The organism is Pseudarthrobacter sp. S3 (assembly GCF_050156905.1).
Lineage (GTDB): Bacteria > Actinomycetota > Actinomycetes > Actinomycetales > Micrococcaceae > Arthrobacter.
Map to the genome: position 1 here is coordinate 3,214,326 of NZ_CP189583.1, position 16,189 is coordinate 3,230,514.

The 16,189-nt window shown below is 65.5% G+C and carries 12 protein-coding genes and 2 tRNA genes; 6 read left to right on the forward strand and 8 right to left on the reverse strand.

Features of this window, described 5'->3' with window-relative positions; all coding sequences use genetic code 11:
* Window positions 1–175 precede the first annotated feature (175 nt).
* Window positions 176–1,378 carry an ROK family transcriptional regulator gene (locus tag ACQCSV_RS15440; protein ID WP_354222818.1) on the forward strand — a complete coding sequence of 401 codons (1,203 nt, stop codon included), beginning with the start codon at window positions 176–178 and terminating at the stop codon, window positions 1,376–1,378.
* A 109-nt stretch (window positions 1,379–1,487) separates the two neighbouring features.
* Here ACQCSV_RS15440 and ACQCSV_RS15445 read toward each other — a convergent pair whose 3' ends face one another.
* The 7 genes from ACQCSV_RS15445 to ACQCSV_RS15475 form a co-directional block, all read right to left on the reverse strand.
* Complete coding sequence (locus ACQCSV_RS15445) at window positions 1,488–2,144, reverse strand: NAD(P)H-binding protein (protein ID WP_354222816.1); 657 nt, start codon at window positions 2,142–2,144, stop codon at window positions 1,488–1,490.
* A gap of 35 nt (window positions 2,145–2,179) precedes the next feature.
* The gene (locus tag ACQCSV_RS15450; RefSeq protein WP_354222814.1) at window positions 2,180–2,737 is read right to left on the reverse strand and encodes a dihydrofolate reductase family protein; all 558 of its coding nucleotides are present in this window, start codon (window positions 2,735–2,737) and stop codon (window positions 2,180–2,182) included.
* Window positions 2,738–2,854: 117 nt separating this feature from the next.
* The gene (yidC, locus tag ACQCSV_RS15455; RefSeq protein WP_354222812.1) at window positions 2,855–3,637 is read right to left on the reverse strand and encodes a membrane protein insertase YidC; all 783 of its coding nucleotides are present in this window, start codon (window positions 3,635–3,637) and stop codon (window positions 2,855–2,857) included.
* A 138-nt stretch (window positions 3,638–3,775) separates the two neighbouring features.
* A tRNA-Met gene (locus tag ACQCSV_RS15460) sits at window positions 3,776–3,849 on the reverse strand.
* Between the two features lie 62 nt (window positions 3,850–3,911).
* Window positions 3,912–3,983 (reverse strand) — tRNA-Thr (locus tag ACQCSV_RS15465).
* A 235-nt stretch (window positions 3,984–4,218) separates the two neighbouring features.
* Window positions 4,219–6,390, reverse strand: a complete 2,172-nt coding sequence (locus ACQCSV_RS15470; protein WP_426938722.1) for a DEAD/DEAH box helicase — start codon at window positions 6,388–6,390, stop codon at window positions 4,219–4,221.
* Between the two features lie 405 nt (window positions 6,391–6,795).
* A complete protein-coding gene (locus ACQCSV_RS15475; protein ID WP_354222808.1) occupies window positions 6,796–7,452 on the reverse strand; it encodes an MOSC domain-containing protein in 657 nt (218 codons plus the stop codon).
* A gap of 170 nt (window positions 7,453–7,622) precedes the next feature.
* Between ACQCSV_RS15475 and ACQCSV_RS15480 the strand changes: the two genes are divergently transcribed.
* The 4 genes from ACQCSV_RS15480 to ACQCSV_RS15495 are packed head-to-tail and all read left to right on the forward strand — an operon-like array spanning window position 7,623 to window position 12,194.
* Complete coding sequence (locus ACQCSV_RS15480) at window positions 7,623–8,216, forward strand: Tat pathway signal protein (protein ID WP_426938723.1); 594 nt, start codon at window positions 7,623–7,625, stop codon at window positions 8,214–8,216.
* 2 nt (window positions 8,217–8,218) lie between these two features.
* Window positions 8,219–9,430: a glutathionylspermidine synthase family protein gene (locus ACQCSV_RS15485; RefSeq protein WP_426938724.1), complete on the forward strand. Its 1,212-nt coding sequence runs from the start codon at window positions 8,219–8,221 to the stop codon at window positions 9,428–9,430.
* A 31-nt stretch (window positions 9,431–9,461) separates the two neighbouring features.
* Complete coding sequence (locus ACQCSV_RS15490) at window positions 9,462–10,976, forward strand: APC family permease (RefSeq protein ID WP_354153261.1); 1,515 nt, start codon at window positions 9,462–9,464, stop codon at window positions 10,974–10,976.
* A gap of 9 nt (window positions 10,977–10,985) precedes the next feature.
* Entirely contained in the window at window positions 10,986–12,194 is a 1,209-nt protein-coding gene (locus ACQCSV_RS15495) for an acyl-CoA dehydrogenase family protein (RefSeq protein ID WP_354153260.1), read from the forward strand.
* 19 nt (window positions 12,195–12,213) lie between these two features.
* On the opposite strand, the gene ACQCSV_RS15500 is transcribed toward ACQCSV_RS15495, so the two are convergent.
* Window positions 12,214–12,825 (reverse strand): TetR/AcrR family transcriptional regulator, encoded by a 612-nt coding sequence (locus tag ACQCSV_RS15500; protein WP_426938725.1) that lies wholly within the window; start codon window positions 12,823–12,825, stop codon window positions 12,214–12,216.
* Between the two features lie 163 nt (window positions 12,826–12,988).
* Between ACQCSV_RS15500 and ACQCSV_RS15505 the strand changes: the two genes are divergently transcribed.
* Window positions 12,989–16,150, forward strand: coding sequence for a glycoside hydrolase family 2 TIM barrel-domain containing protein (locus tag ACQCSV_RS15505; RefSeq protein ID WP_426938726.1), 3,162 nt, complete (start codon window positions 12,989–12,991; stop codon window positions 16,148–16,150).
* Window positions 16,151–16,189: the final 39 nt, after the last annotated feature.

A 16,189-nucleotide genomic window follows, 5' to 3' on the forward strand; every position in this document is an offset into this window, starting at 1 on the left:
GGGACTGGGGCGGGCAGTGCTTCGGGATGCAGTTCACAGTTGCTCCTTTGCAAAGGGCTGGTAGAAAGCCGGTGGTCGGCGGCCGTCCGGCCCACCATGCTCTAAGTTGTTTATTTGGAATCTAAATTTAGTTCCTCAAGTATTATGTGGTGTAAAGCACAGAGAGGTCAACACCATGTCGGAAGTTTCCTCGGCAACGCCCCAGCTGTTGCGGCGCGTGAGCGCCGGAGCCGTCCTGGACTTCATGCGCGCGTCGGACGCGGTGACGGTCACGGAGGTCATGGAGGCCACCGGCCTCACGCGTGCCACGGCCATTTCGGTGTGCGAGGACCTCATGGAGCGGGGCTGGATCAGGGAGTTGGAGAACCAGCGGGCGTTTGGCGGCTACCAGAAGGGCAGGCCGGCACGCCGGTTCGAGCTGAACGAACGCGCCGGGTGCGTCCTGGGCATGGACATCGGCATCTCCAAGGCCACTGTGGTGGTGTCCGACCTCCGAGGAAAGGCACTCGGCAGGTCAAGCCTGCCCTTCGCCAACGCCGAAATTTCGGCAGAAGAACGCATCTCGGTCATCGACCGCGCCGCCATGCTGGCGCTTCACAGCGTGGGGGCCACCCCCGAATCAGTCCTTGCCGTCTGTGCCGGCATCGCGGCGCCGGTGGACCGCAACGGCGAGGTGCTGGTGACCCAGCACTTCTGGGGCCTGTTCGACGTCGGCCTGAAGTCCGCGCTGCGCGACCGTCGGGGCTGGACTGTACTGCTGGAAAACGACGCGAACCTGGCCGCCCTGGGTGACCGCTGGCGGGGAGCTGCCGCCGGCGTCGACGACGTTGTGGTCATCCTCGCCAGTGAGCGCCTCGGCTCCGGAGTGATCGACGGCGGGCGGCTGCTGCACGGCCGCGGCGGAGGTGCCGGCGAGCTTGCCTTCCTGGACATGGTGGAGGGCGTGGGAGACACCTTCGGCATTGCGGCGCTGGCGCGCGGCTGGGCGGCCGATGCCCTCGCGGGCAAGGCCAAGACGTCGCTCCGGGAGTACGCCGCCAAAGGCGCCGAAGCAGAGCACGTCTTCGCAGCCGCAGCGGACGGCGACGCCGTGGCGCTGAAGATCCTTGAACGGCTGGCCGACAGGATGGCCAGGGTTATCGGGGCCATCGCCACCATGATCAACCCCGAACTCGTGGTCATTGGCGGGGCGGTAGCGAACTCCGCCGGTGTGCTGCTGGAGCCGATCGCCGAGCGTCTGACGAAGTACACCGTCACTCCCCCGCGGGTGGCGGTGTCCCCGCTGGGCGATTCGATCGTGACCGTGGGCGCCGTACGGTGCGCCCTCGACTACGTGGAAAAGAACACGCTGGACCTGGAGCTCACAGCGCAGGCCTAAGTTACTCCGGCGAAGAGCGCGAGCGTACACTTGAGGCCCCAAATCCGCGCCTGATTCGGGGCCTCAACTGTACGTTCGCGCTTAGCCGTTGCGGCGCTGGGCTGCTCCGCTACGGCTGCGGCTCCAGCGCGGCGGCAATGGGCAGCGTGCCGTCGCGGAATTCGATGGTGCGTCCCGCCGTCTCCGGCAGGTCCAGCACGGCCGCGACCACGCTCGCGGTGTTGCTGCGGGAGGTTTCCCGGCCGACTCCGAGTACGGGGGCGACGTCGATGTGCCCAGTCCCCGGCTTGTCCGTCAGTGCGCCGGGACCCAGGATGGTCCAGGCCAGCCGCGTGCCGCGCAGGTACTCATCCGCTGCCGCCTTGGCCTCCGCGTAGGCGAAGAAGCTGTGGTCCGCCGGGACGCCATGGTCCCGCCCCGCGCCCAGGTAGGACACCATGACATACCGCCCGACGCCGGCCTCCGCCGCCGCGTCCATCGACCGGATGGCCGCGTCACGGTCCACGGCGTACGTCCGCTCGGGATTCCCGCCGCCGGCCCCGGCTGACCAGACCACGGCGTCATGGCCCTCGAGGCACCCGGCGATCGCCGCCGTCGTCGAATTTTCAACGTCCAGGACCGACGGCGTTGCCCCCGTGGCCGCGACGTCGGCCGCATGGTCCGGGTTGCGGATGATCGAGGTGACGCTGTGCCCCTCTTCCGTTAGCAGGGTGGACAGGTGGAGGGCCACTTTGCCGTGGCCGCCGATGATTGCGATGCGGGTCATTCCCCCATTCTGCCCCTCCGGCGTATTCGCTGCGTTCAGGCGAGGGTGCGGTAGCGGAGGTAGACCACGCCGTTTCCGAAGGTGCGCTCTTCTACGAGCTCCAGCCGCAGCTTCATTCCGTCCGGCAGGAAGCGCAGCCCACCGCCCACCGCCACCGGGTTGAGGAAGAGTTGGCATTCGTCCACAAGTCCGGCGTCCAGCGCCGCGGCGGCCAGAGTGGGACCGCCGATGCTGATGCTGCCCTCCGTGGCTGCCTTCAGTTCCCGGACGGCGTCGGGGTTGAACGTCCGCTCGATCCTGGTGCGGGCGGTGACCACGGATTCGAGGGACGCGGAGTAGACCACTTTGTCTGCCGCCTGCCAGATCCGGGCGAAGTCCTGGATCACGGGCGGCTCGTCGGTGGTGTCCCATGCTTCCCAGGCCGACATCACCTCATACATGCGCCGCCCCAACAGGAAGGTGCCAACCCCACGTTCGAGATCGTTGATGAAGGCGTGGACCTCCTCGTCCGGGGCGCTCCAGTCGAAGTTGCCGTCCCGGTCCGCGATGTAGCCGTCCAGGGACGCGATTCCTGAGTAGATGAGCTGGCCCATGCGCCCCATTCTGCCCCGGGCCGCGGTGGATGGGTAGGCGCCGGCTCCCGCCGGGCCATGCGGTGAGGGGTGAGCTCTCGGCGCTAAGCCACGGCCTTAGCGCCGAAACGTCACCCCTCATTTGATGGTGAACTGCTGCGCCATGGTCCAAAGGTTGGTGGTGGTCCAGTAGATCAGGACGCCGATCGGGAAGAGGACCCCGCCCACGGCGAAGACGAGCGGCAGGATGTACAGGATCACGTTCTGCTGGCGCGCGAAGGGATTGTCCGGAGATTCGTCAGGCACGTTCCTGGCCATAATCCGTCGTTGCGTGATGAACTGCGAGGCCGTCATGGCCAGGATCATCAGGACAGTCAGTACTGCGACAGCCGCGGGGTCGCCGGCACCGCCGTGCAGCACGGACGCAGACAGCGGAGCACCAAAAATGCTTGAGGCATTGAACTGCAGCGCCTGTTCGTGGCTCATCGCTCCGATGGCCTGGCCCTGCCCGGCCGCGGCTGGGATGCCGGAGAGCACCTGGAACAGCGCGAAGAAGAACGGAACCTGGATCAGCATCGGGAGGCAGGCGGAAAGAGAGTTGGTCCCGTGCTTCTTGTAGAGCGCCATCTGTTCCTGGGCCATGGCCTGCCGGGACAGCGGATCAGTCCTGCCCTGGTACTTCGCCTGCAGTGTCTTCAGGTCCGGCTGCAGGAGACGCATCCGGCGCTGGGCGGTGACCTGCCGCAAGAACACCGGAATCAGGGCGGCACGGATGATCAGCACGAGGCCGATGATGGACAAAGTCCACGTCCAGCCGCCTGCCGCAGGCATTCCGGCACTGCCCAGGAGGTCGTGGAAAACGACCATAATGGCGGACACCAGCCAATTGAACGGCACCATTATTGTTTCGAAGAAGTCCACTGATATCCCCCATCGCCGGCTGCAGCAAAGCTACGGCGAAAAGCAGCGCTTGTCACGGCCTCGTGCCGCGGCGGCCACACGTCGTGCGGAGATGCAGAAAAACCCCCGGAATCTCGGGGATTCCGGGGGTTTGGCCTGTAGCGGTGGGGAGGCTCGATCTCCCGACCTCACGATTATGAGTCGTGCGCTCTAACCAACTGAGCTACACCGCCACGAATGAGAAAAACCTGCGCCAAGCCGGTCAAAAACCGCCTTGACACAGGCCCTCATCCAGAGCCCCCCACCGGAATCGATCCGGTGACCTCGTTCTTACCAAGAACGCGCTCTACCACTGAGCTAGGGGGGCAACGAGTAAATACTCTACCGGAAGATTTGGCCACCAACAAATCGGCTGCAGAACGGTGCGAAAGGGGCCAAAAATGCCGGAAATACGGGACTCCTGGGGCCTTCGGGCGGACCATGCACGGGCCCGGAGACGGATCCCTGAGGACATGTGACCAAGCGAACATAAGCGGCAAGGTTAAAGCAGAACGGGCTGGCAGACAGCCAGCCCGTTCTCAGTTCACTTTAGAAAGCAGTGGTTACCACTTGTTGCGGGGCTTGAAGCCGCCTTCGGTGCGCGGCTTGCGTGCCGCGTCTGTGCCCACGCTGCGCTCGTTGCGGTCGCTGAAGGAGCGGCCGCCACGGTCAGCGGAGCTACGCTCGCCGTCGGTCTTGCGGAATTCCTTCTTGAACCCGCCGTTGCCCTTGAAGTTGCCGCCACGGTCGCCACCGCCGGCGCCGCCGCCGGAGTAACCGCCGCGGTCGCCGCCGCCACGGTTGCCCTGGTAACCGCCGCGGTCGCCGCCACGGTTGCCCTGGTAGCCGCCACGTTCGCCGTCGCCGGAGGGCTTGCGGCCGTTGTCCAGCTCGAGGTGGATCAGCTCGCCGCCGATCCGGGTGCGGGACAGCGCCTTCAGCTGGTCGGCGCTAAGGTCTGCCGGGAGCTCCACGAGGGAGTGGTCGGCGCGAATGTCGATGCCGCCGATGTTGGCCGAGGAGATGCCGCCTTCGTTGGCAATGGCGCCCACGATGGAGCCCGGCATAACGCGCTGGCGGCGTCCGACGGCGATCCGGTAGGTGGCATTGCCTTCGGTGAGCGTACGGGTGGGGCCACGTGAGCCGAAGCCGTCCTTGGAGCGCTCGCGCTTCTGGAAATCGGGAGCTGCGGCCAGTTCCTTGACGAGCAGAGGCTGACCGCCCTGGGCCATCACGGCCAGTGCAGCAGCGATCTCCGAGGCCGGCACGTTGTGCTCTTCCTCGTAGGAGGAGATGAGGTCGCGGAACGCGGCAACGTCCTCGGACTCGAGGGTCTCCGTGATGCGCTCGGCGAACTTGCCCAGGCGCAGCGTGTTGACGGTCTCGGCCGTGGGCAGGTGCATCTGCTCTACCGGCTGGCGGGTTGCCTTCTCGATGGAACGCAGCAGGTACTTCTCCCGCGGCGTCATGAACAGGATGGCGTCGCCGGAACGGCCTGCACGGCCGGTGCGGCCGATGCGGTGGACGTAGGACTCGGTGTCGTGCGGGATGTCGTAGTTGACCACGTGGCTGATGCGCTCAACGTCAAGGCCACGGGCGGCGACGTCGGTGGCCACCAGGATATCGATGCGGCCTTCCTTCAGCGCCTCGACAGTGCGTTCGCGCTGCTGCTGCGGGATGTCGCCGTTGATGGCGGCAGCCTGGAAGCCGCGGGCCTTCAGCTTGTCAGCCAGGTCCTCGGTAGCCATCTTGGTGCGCACGAAGGCGATAACGCCGTCGAACTCTTCAACCTCGAGGATGCGCGTCAGGGCGTCAAGCTTGTGCGGGCCCATAACCTGCAGGTACCGCTGGCGGGTGTTGGCGCCGGTGGTGGTCTTGGACTTGACCGAGATCTCGGCCGGGTTGTTCAGGTACTGCTTGGACATCCGGCGGATCTGGCTCGGCATCGTGGCCGAGAACAGTGCAACCTGGCGGTCCGACGGGGTCTGCTGGAAGATCTGTTCCACGTCTTCAGCGAAGCCCATGCGCAGCATTTCGTCAGCCTCGTCCAGCACCAGGTACTGGAGCTCGGACAGGTCCAGGGAGCCCTTGGAGATGTGGTCGATCACACGGCCCGGAGTACCGACAACAACCTGGGCACCGCGGCGCAGGCCGGCGAGCTGGGGGCCGTAAGCGGAGCCGCCGTAGACGGGGAGGACGGTGAAGTCATCGATGTGCTTGGCGTATGAGGTGAAGGCCTCGGCGACCTGAAGCGCGAGCTCGCGGGTCGGAGCCAGGACCAGGGCCTGGGTCTTGCGGGACGGGCCGTTAAGGTCGTGGAGCTCGGCCAGGCGGGACAGGGCCGGTACTGCGAATGCTGCAGTCTTACCGGTGCCGGTCTGGGCGAGGCCCACAACGTCGCGGCCTTCAAGCAGCAGCGGGATGGTTGCTGCCTGGATGGGGGAAGGCTTTTCGTAGCCGACATCCTGCAGCGCAGCGAGGACGCGGGCATCGATACCGAGATCGGCGAACTTGACGCCCTCTTCTTCGGCTTCCTCAGCCTTGGCGGGTGCCTCTTCGGTCTTAGCTTCTTCAGCCTTGGCTACGGGAGCTTCTTCAACCTTGGCGGGAGCGGCGGGGGCTTCGGCTTCAGTGACGGCGGGCTCTGCTGCGGGGGCAACGGCCTCGGTGAATTCGACGGCGACGGTTTCGACAGTTACTGCTTCAACGGTGGCGTCATTTTGATTTTCGGGCATAGGGAAATTTCCTCATCCATAGGGGGCCAGGCGGCACAACCCGAGGTGAGCGGAGCCGCAGTACGTGTGCCGTGGGTGCCGGGCATACATTGACCGGCCGGTCACTTAGAAGTCCGGCGCTTTCGCAATCCCGTGGCAGGACTTCCCGCTGCATCTCTTGGCTGCTATCTCAGCAGTCTGTACAGCGTTTTCTTTAGCCGGCTCTCCCTATGAAAATGCCCGCATCACAATAGCGGGCCCCAACACTTGCCAGTCCTGCCTCAAAAATTGGGCAGGAATAAGGGATTTCCGGAGTGGGGGATGTTTCAAGTGTAAGGTACAGATCCGCTTTGCGGCTAATTGAACGTACGACGACGGCGGTGAGCTTGCGCACATGGCTCCCCTGCCAGCCACTCAGCTGGGCCGTTACCCGCGTGAACGCCGCAGCAAGGCTTCGAATTTCTGGTTGAATTCGGGCTGCTGCAGGCGGATCTCGCGGTCGGCGTCGGCGTCCCGGAGGAGTTCCATGGACTCCAGGTCAGGCTCGCTGAACCATTTGCCCACCGTAATGCCGTGGTTGGGCACAAAGAAGCGGTGGATGTGGTCCCCGGCCTGGATGCTGCCGGTGCGGATCACCCTGAGGTAGGCGCCCACGCGCCCGGCCTCCGTGAAGCGTTTGACGAAGCGGGGTTCGTCAAAGCGCTGTTGGAAGGTGGCACAGGGCGTGCGCGGAGAAGTGACTTCCAGTTCCACGTCCAGTCCGATCTTCCAGCGCTCCCCGATGACGGCGCCGGTGGTGTCGATGCCGGCCACGCGAAGGTTTTCGCCGAAGATCCCGGGCGGGAGGTCCCGCTGGAGCTCGCCGGCCCAGTAGCCTGCGTCCTCCTGGGAGTAGGCGTAGATGGCCTGGTCCTCCCCGCCGTGGTTGATCCGGTCCGCCTGGACATCGCCGTGCAGGCCCAGCCGATGGACACGGACCGGGCCCTCCACCGGGCGCTTGTCGATAGCCGTCACCCCCACGCTCCCCTCAGTGGCGAGAAGTTGGTGGACGCGGCAGATGGCCAGCACAGATGCGGTTTCCATGGCTCCAGTGTAGGTTCCCGGGCCCGCATTGGGACTGGGCGGCAGGGTGGGGACTTCTGCCCCCGGTTTCCGCTCGCAGCCAGCCAGGGCAGCGGCTAGGCTGAACTCAGGATTGAGCTTCCGGCGCACAGTTGCGCCCACATTCAGCATGGACTACCAGGGGGGACGTCATGGACCCGGAAAAGGGCCAAGGCAACGGTCCGGACAGAGACCAGCCCAAAGACCAGGGCGCCGGTCAGGGCAAGGATCACGGCGTGCCGAAGCCGCCGCCCTGGCAGGTTCCCAAGCCGGAACTGCGCCCTGGACTCCTGAACGAACCCATTCCCACGGTTGATCCCTTCGCCCGTGACCGCGAGCGCCAGGCCCATGAAGCGGCCGCGCACAAAAAGCGTTCCCAGCGGCGGACCGTCGTGGTGGGGTTGGGAGTCACGGCCCTCCTTGCCGGAACCATCACCGCCGTTGTGGCCAGCAACCAGGATGAGGCCGACTACGCCCAGGTCTGCTTCAATGACGAAACCGGCGAGCGCGTGGAAGATACTCAGTGCAACAGTTCCGCCGGCCGCAGCGGCGCACTCTACGCATGGTACTTCTATTCCCGCGGCGCCAGCGTTCCCGGGGTGGGCCAGAACCGGTCCTCGTACCCGAGCTACACCAGCACCATCCCCAGCGGCGCCAAGGCTTCCACCGGGTACAGCACCAAGGGCGGAACAGTCAGCAGGGGCGGCTTTGGTAGCAGCTCCAAAGGCGGAAGCACTGGGGGCTAGGCGTGAAGCGCTTGTTATCGGAGCCCAGGCCCGAATGGAAGCAGAAGATCGAAGAGCAGGGCCTGGTCTTCTCCACCACCACCATGCCCGACGGTAAGAAGATCGAATACTGGAACGAGGCCGCCTACTACGAATTCACCATGGACGAGGTGGAGACGCTGGAGGTCACGGCCGAGGACATGCACAGGATGTGCCTGGAGGCAGCCAAATTCCTGGCCACCGGCGCCATGGGGAACATCGGCATCGGCCCGCAGGCGCTGGACCTCGCGGCTGAGTCTTTGCAGGCCGCTGACATGGATGTCTATGGGCGGTTCGACTTTATCTATGACGGCCAGGGCGGACCCGCCAAGATGCTGGAGTACAACGCCGACACCCCCACGGGCCTGATCGAGGCCGCCGTAGCGCAATGGTTCTGGCTGCAGGACGTGTTCCCGGAAAAGGACCAGTGGAACGGCATCCACGAGGCCCTGATCCGGCAGTGGAAGAAAATGCAGTACCGCACCGGCATGAGCACGCTCCATATCGCCCATTCCGAGGCTGAGGAGTCCGGCGAGGACTGGATGACGGCCGGATACATGCGGGACGTGGCCAGCCAGGCGGGCTGGACCACCATCGGCATCAACATGTCCGACATCGGCTGGGATCCCAACCTGAACCGCTTTGTGGACCTGGACAACTTCATGATCAGCACCATGTTCAAGCTGTACCCGTGGGAGCTGATGATGAAGGAGCCGTTCGGGCACCGGCTGCTGCAGCGAGCGCACAATCCCCGCTGGGTGGAGCCTGCATGGAAGATGCTGCTCTCCAACAAGGCCTTGCTGGCCGCGCTGTGGCATCTGTACCCGGACCACCCCAACCTGTTGCCCGCCTACCTGAACGAACCCGGACCCCTGAAAGAATGGGTGGCCAAGCCGCTGCACGGGCGCGAAGGCGACAACATCAAAATCCACGCTCCGGGCATCAGCTTGGAGCAGCCCGGCGGGTACGGCCGTGAGGGCTGGTGCTACCAGCAGTTCCACGCGCTGCCCGACTTCGCCGGCAACCACCCCGTCCTTGGCCTCTGGGTGGTGGACGGCGAGTCCGTGGGCTGCGGGATCCGCGAATCGAAGGGCCCCATCACCGATTATTTCTGCCGTTTTGTGCCCAACACCATTGACGCCCCGGCGCCGCTTTCAGCGCAGGCGCACTCCAGCAAAGCAGGTATCGCACTATGAGCCCCTTGACCTTCCCGAGCCCGGTGACCGTATGAGTGCGGAGACGACGACGGCGGGCGGCGGTTCCGGCGGTGCCGTCCCCGCCAAGGGGCTCCACGCGGGAATCCTGGACCTCGGCGACTCGGTCATGCTGGGCCTCGCGTCCACGGCGCCCGTGTATTCGCTGGCCGCCACGCTGGGCCTGATCGTCGCCGTGAACGGAACCTACACTCCCCTGATCCTGGTCCTCGGGTTCATCCCTGTCCTGTTCATCGCCTACGGGTTCCGTGAGCTGAACAGCGCCATGCCGGACTGCGGCACCACGTTCACCTGGTCCCGCCGGGCGTTCGGTCCTTGGGCGGGCTGGCTGGGCGGCTGGGGAGTTGGCCTGGCCGGCATCGTGGTCCTGGCCAACCTGGCGCAAGTGGCAGGCCAGTACCTGTGGCTGCTGATCGGCGACGGCTCACTGGCCGAAAACAAGGTGGTGGTCACGGCCACCGGTGTGCTGTTCATCGTCTTTATGACCCTGGTGAACTACCGGGGCATCCGGCTGGGCGAGCACGTCCAGCGGGTCCTGACCTACGTGCAGTACGTATCGCTCGGCATCTTCGCCCTGGCCATCATTATCCGGATCGCGGGCGGTGCGCCCGAGGGCCAGGCCTTCGACGTCGAGTGGTTCAACCCAGCCGGAGCCTTCGCCGATGCGGGCGCCGTGGTGCACGGGGCGCTCCTTGCCCTGTTCATCTATTGGGGCTGGGATACCTGCCTGGCGGTGAACGAGGAGACCGAAAACCCGTCAGTCACTCCCGGCCGCGGCGCCGTCATTTCAGCTTTTGTCCTGGTGGCCATCTACGTCTCGGTAGCCCTCCTGGTGATGATGTACGCCACCGTGGGTACCGAGGGCATTGGCCTGGGCAACGAAGCGAACCAGGCCGACGTCTTCCTGGCCATGAAGGACGTTGTTTTGGGTCCGTGGGGCTGGCTGATTGTGGTGGCAGTGCTGGCCTCGGTCCTGTCGTCCACGCAGACCACCATCCTGCCAACGGCCCGCGGCACCCTGTCGATGGGTGTGCACGGCGCGCTGCCGCCGAAGTTCGGCGAAGTCCACACCCGAAACCAGACCCCCGGATTCTCCACCCAGGTCATGGGCGCAGCAGCCGTGGTGTATTACGTGGCCATGAGCTTTCTCAGCGAAAACCTGCTTTCCGATTCCATCGGCGCCATCAGCCTGTTCATCGCGTTCTACTATGCACTGACCGGCTTCGCGTGCTTCTGGTATTTCCGCGGCACGCTGCGGGAATCGGCCCGCAACCTCTGGTTCCGGGGCATCTTTCCGCTGCTCGGTGCACTGATTCTCACCGCGGCCTTTTTCATTTCCGCCGTCCAGATGTGGGATCCGGCCTACGGTGACACCCAGATCTTCGGCGTCGGCGGGGCGTTTATCAGCGGCGTGGTGCTCCTGGCACTGGGTGTGGTCCTTGCCGTTGTCTGCCGGTTCCTGCCGTCAACGCGGGAGTATTTCACCGGGGAGCCCACGGCCGCTGCTGCCGCACCGACGTCGGCCTAAGATACTCAGATGAGCGACGCTGATGTCACTGCCGAAGTAACTGCCGCACCGGACCCGTCGGACATTCTGGCCCTTGACGCGCTGCTGAGCGCGGACGAGCGAGCACTCAGGCAGCGGATCCGCGACTTCACCGACCAGCGGATCAAACCAAACATCGCCCGCTGGTATGATGACGCCGTCTTTCCGCTGGAGCTGGCTCCCGAGCTCGGCGAGCTGGGCGTGCTGGGGATGCACCTGGAAGGCTATGGCTGCCCGGGCCGGTCCGCCGTCGAATACGGCCTGGCCGCGATGGAACTCGAGGCCGGCGATTCCGGGATCCGGACCTTCGTCTCGGTGCAGGGATCCCTGGCCATGACAGCCATCCACAAATGGGGTTCGGAGGACCAGAAGCAGGAGTGGCTCCCCCGGATGGCTGCCGGCGAAGTGATCGGCTGCTTCGCCTTGACCGAACCCACGGCGGGCTCGGATCCGTCCTCGATGACCACTTTTGCCCGCCGGGACGGTAACGGGGACAACGCCGGCTGGGTCCTGGACGGCGCCAAACGCTGGATCGGGCTGGCGTCCGTGGCCGGGGTGATGGTGGTGTGGGCCAAAACCGACGACGGCGTCCGCGGCTTCCTGGTGCCGGCCGGCACGCCGGGCGTAACCACCACCCCCATCGCGCAGAAACTCTCCATGCGCGCTTCCATCCAGTGCGATGTGGCGTTCGACGGCGTCCGGCTGGCACCCGAGGCCATGCTGTCGGGCGCGCTGGGCCTTCGCGGACCGTTCACGTGCCTGAACGAGGCCCGCTACGGGATCGTCTGGGGTTCCATGGGCGCCGCGCGTGATTCCTACGAGGCCGCCCTGGCGTATTCGCAGGACCGGCTGCAGTTCGGCAAGCCGCTGGCCGGGTACCAGCTGACGCAGGAAAAGCTGGTGAATATGCTGCTGGAGATCCAGAAAGGCACCATGCTGGCCTACTACCTGGGGCGCCTCAAAGACGAAAGGAAGCTGCGGCCCGAGCAGATCTCGCTGGGCAAGCTGAACAACGTGCGCGAGGCCATAAAGATCGCCCGGGAAGCCCGTTCCATCCTCGGCGGCAACGGCATCACGCTGGACTATTCGCCGCTGCGGCATGCTGCCAACCTGGAGTCAGTCCGCACGTACGAGGGAACCGACGAGGTCCACATGCTCGTCCTTGGTCAACACATCACCGGCCTCGGCGCGTTCCGGTAAACATGCCTGCCCCGCGTGGCTAATCGGGCAGGATGACCAGCTCAAGGTAGCCGCGCAGGCACTTTGCCATATCGACGCTGTTGGGCGACAGCAGCCACTGTGTCTGGATGCCGTCCCACAGGGCAATCAAGGATGCCGCGGCGACTTCCGGTTCCACACCGGGGCGCAGCCGCCCTTCCTCTGCGAGCTGCGTGAACCGACGGGCGTAGCTCCCCCGCAGCCGGTCAAATCGTTCGGTGAAAAATTCGCGCCCCGGATGGCCGTCCGTGACTGATTCCGCGCACAGCACGGTGTACAACTCAATGACGCCCGGGACTTCTTCGTTGAATCGGGCCTGGCGGATCACGGCGTCAACGAGCCCTTCCCCGGGATCGGGCGGCGTTGTGCCATCTCCGGTATTCGAGTCGCGCCAGTTGAGCACGGCAAGCAGCAGATCGCTTTTCGACGGGAAGTAGTGCAGGAGGCTCGTCTGGCTCATTCCGAGGTGGTCTGCAACATCCTGCAAGGAGCCCCCGCGGTACCCGTGGGCCGCAAAGACTGCGTGCGCGGCAACAAGTATGGCTTGCCGGCGTTCCGTCGACTTCGCATATGGTCCCCGCCGGGACGGCCGCCCCGCCTCGTTTGTGGTCATGGCATGCCAGTGTACAGGCGGAAAATATCCGATCGAAACAAAATTCGAGTGCTCGCTCGAATTTTGTGTTAGCCTGTCTCGTATCGACTCCCGATGTGCCGGCCATCACAGTCCCCGGCATGCGCTTCCGGCGCGGCGGGCTTACAGAAGGAACAGACCAGTAATGTCCCAGTCCACAGCGTCCGGCCGCACCGCCGATGTTTCCTACATAACTGACCGCGGACCGGGTTCGGGCCGTCGGACGGCCGCCCGCTCCTGGCTGCACACCACTGCGCCCACCCAGTCGCTCAACGGCAATTGGCGCTTCCGGCGCCTGCCTGGTGCACCCGGAACCCCCGGGGGCCGCGGCGTCCTGCCCGCCGGCGAGGCTCTCGACGGCATCGCCGAGGAGACATTCGATGACTCGTCGTGGGACGAGATCGCTGTCCCGGCCCACTGGGTGCTGGAAGGCGACGGCCGCTACGGGCGGCCCATTTACACCAACGTCCAGTTCCCCTTTCCAACCGATGCACCCAACGTCCCCGACGAGAATCCCACCGGCGACTACCGGCGCACCTTCGAACTGCCGGCGGCATGGACCGAAGCCGAGCGGATCTTGCTGCGGTTCGACGGCGTCGAATCGCGGTACAAGGCGTGGATTAACGGGATTCAGATCGGCGTCGGCGTCGGGAGCCGGCTGGCTCAGGAATTCGATGTAACCGATGCGGTACGCCCGGGATCCAACGTGCTCGCCGTGCGGGTGCACCAGTGGTCGGCGTCGAGCTATGTCGAAGACCAGGACCAGTGGTGGCTGCCTGGCATCTTCCGCGATGTGACGCTCCAGGCACGGCCGGCGGGCGGGATCGAGGACGTCTGGCTGCGCACCTCGTTCAGCGGCTCCGGTCATTCCGGCGCCGGCACCATTGACCCTGAAATCATGGCAAAGGGCGACGCCTTTCCGGTGACGCTGTCCGTTCCGGAGCTGGACGTCAACGTCACGTGGAACTCTGCTGCGGACGTTGCCCCGGTGGCGATCAACGCCGTCGAACCGTGGTCTGCCGAGATCCCGCGGCTGTACGACGCAACGGTGGGCAGCGCTGCCGAAACGCTCTCTCTACGCCTCGGTTTCCGCACGGTTGAAATTGTGGGGGACCGCTTTCTCGTGAACGGCCGGCGTGTGGTGTTCCACGGCATGAACCGGCATGAGACCCATCCAGACCGGGGCCGCGTCTTCGACGAAGAGTTTGCCCGCGCCGATCTGGCCCTTATGAAGCAGTTCAACGTCAATGCGATCCGCACCAGCCACTATCCCCCGCATCCCCGGTTGCTGGACCTGGCTGATGAAATGGGCTTCTGGGTGATTCTTGAGTGCGACCTCGAAACGCACGGATTCCATACTCAGCAGTGGGCCGGGAATCCCAGCGACGATCCCGCCTGGCGCGAAGCCTACGTGGACCGAATCGAGCGCACCATCGAGCGCGACAAGAACCACCCCTCCATCGTTATGTGGTCGCTCGGCAACGAGGCAGGCACAGGCGCCAACCTCGCCGCCATGGCCGCGTGGGCCCACGCCCGCGACACCGGACGCCCCGTGCACTATGAGGGTGATTACAGCGGCGCCTACACGGACGTCTATTCGCGGATGTACTCCTCTGTGCCCGAGACTGAAGCGATCGGACGGGACGGCTCGGGCTCGCTGCTGCTCGGCTGTTCCGCCGCCGAGTCGGCACGCCAGCGGACCAAACCCTTCATCCTGTGCGAGTACGTTCATGCGATGGGCAACGGCCCCGGCGCCATCGACCAATATGAGGACCTCGTTGACCGCTACCCACGGCTGCACGGTGGCTTCGTTTGGGAATGGCGTGACCACGGCATCCGCACACGCACGGCAGACGGAACCGAGTTCTTCGCCTATGGCGGCGATTTCAACGAGGTCATCCACGATGGCAACTTCGTGATGGACGGAATGGTTCTCTCCGATTCGACACCGAGCCCGGGACTTTTCGAATACAAGCAGATCGTGGCGCCGATCCGATTGGGCTTCGGCACCGAGGTGGCCGTTGGAACAGCGTCCGACGGCGGTGCACGGCGGTTCTGCACGGTCGCCAACCTGCGGCACTCGGCGGACTCGTCCGACGTCGTGTTCCAGTGGCGGACGGAAGTGGATGGGGTCCGCAGCGACTCAGGCGAACTGCCAGTGGCCGGCACCTCCGGCCAGGCTCTTGCGGCAGGCGACTCAGTGACCCTGGAGTTGCCGGGGTTTGCTGTCACAGGGAGCGGCGAGCATTGGCTCACCGTTGAAGCCGTACTCCGCAAGGACACCGGCTGGGCTCCGGCCGGGCACGTGATTTCGGCCGCCCAGCTGGATCTCTCGGCGCCTGCGCCGTCCGTTCAGGTCCCGCGCCCCATGGCTTCCGCCGGCAGGACAGGCAGCCTGGCGGCCGGGTCTGCGGGTGCCGGTTCCGCTGGGGCCGGAACGGTAACCCTCGGACCCGCGGTCTTCGAGGAGGGCCGGCTTGTGTCGCTTGGCGGTTTGTCGGTGGCCGGTCCCCGCCTGGAGCTCTGGCGTGCACCGACGGACAACGACGGCGGAGCGGGCCACGGCAGTTACGATCTCGCCGACCCGTGGCTGAACAACGGAATTGGCGTGCCGGCCCCGCCGTCGGCCGAGGTGTGGCGGACAGCAGGCTTGGACCGCCTGACTGCCCGGGTGGAAAAGGTCGCGGCGAACGACGAATCAGTAGTGGTCCGGACGCGGTACGCACCCGCGGACAGCGCCGACTCCGTAACGGTCGAAGAGCACTGGCAGCTCGCGGATGGCGAGCTGTGGCTGCGCCTGGACATCGTTCCCAGTGCCGGCTGGAACATGATCTGGCCGCGCATCGGGGTCAGTTTCGATTTGCCCGGCTCCGTGGACGGCGCCTCCTGGTTCGGCGCCGGACCGCGGGAATCGTATCCGGACAGCATGCACGCGGCACTGATCGGGCGGTATTCGGCAGCAATCGACGACCTCAGAGTCCCGTACGCGAAGCCGCAGGAAAGCGGGCACCGCAGTGCCGTGCGTTCACTCGAGCTGAACAACGCGGGCGCGCCCTGGCTGAAAATCGAGACAGTGCCGGATTCCCGCGGGCGCCGGCCCGGCTTCACCCTGGCCCGTCACACCGCACAGGAGGTCAGCGCCGCCGCCCATCCCCACGAGTTGCCCCGGAGTGAGCACAGCTACCTTTACCTGGACGCTGCCCAGCACGGTTTGGGTTCACGGGCCTGCGGCCCGGACGTCTGGCCGGACTTCGCGCTTCGTCCGGAGGCCCGCACGCTGACGCTGCGGATCGGGACAGCCGGGTAGCGGCCCGGCAGCCGCGCGATCAGCCGCGCGATCAGCCGG

Bases quoted from the DNA above. Each gene is read 5' to 3' on its own strand.
- ACQCSV_RS15500 (WP_426938725.1), bottom strand. From the start codon at position 12,825: ATGACCACAAACGAGGCGGGGCGGCCGTCCCGGCGGGGACCATATGCG.
- ACQCSV_RS15480 (WP_426938723.1), top strand. From the start codon at position 7,623: ATGGACCCGGAAAAGGGCCAAGGCAACGGTCCGGACAGAGACCAGCCC.
- ACQCSV_RS15450 (WP_354222814.1), bottom strand. From the start codon at position 2,737: ATGGGCCAGCTCATCTACTCAGGAATCGCGTCCCTGGACGGCTACATC.
- ACQCSV_RS15440 (WP_354222818.1), top strand. From the start codon at position 176: ATGTCGGAAGTTTCCTCGGCAACGCCCCAGCTGTTGCGGCGCGTGAGC.
- ACQCSV_RS15475 (WP_354222808.1), bottom strand. From the start codon at position 7,452: ATGGAAACCGCATCTGTGCTGGCCATCTGCCGCGTCCACCAACTTCTC.
- ACQCSV_RS15490 (WP_354153261.1), top strand. From the start codon at position 9,462: ATGAGTGCGGAGACGACGACGGCGGGCGGCGGTTCCGGCGGTGCCGTC.
- ACQCSV_RS15505 (WP_426938726.1), top strand. From the start codon at position 12,989: ATGTCCCAGTCCACAGCGTCCGGCCGCACCGCCGATGTTTCCTACATA.
- ACQCSV_RS15445 (WP_354222816.1), bottom strand. From the start codon at position 2,144: ATGACCCGCATCGCAATCATCGGCGGCCACGGCAAAGTGGCCCTCCAC.
- ACQCSV_RS15470 (WP_426938722.1), bottom strand. From the start codon at position 6,390: ATGCCCGAAAATCAAAATGACGCCACCGTTGAAGCAGTAACTGTCGAA.
- ACQCSV_RS15495 (WP_354153260.1), top strand. From the start codon at position 10,986: ATGAGCGACGCTGATGTCACTGCCGAAGTAACTGCCGCACCGGACCCG.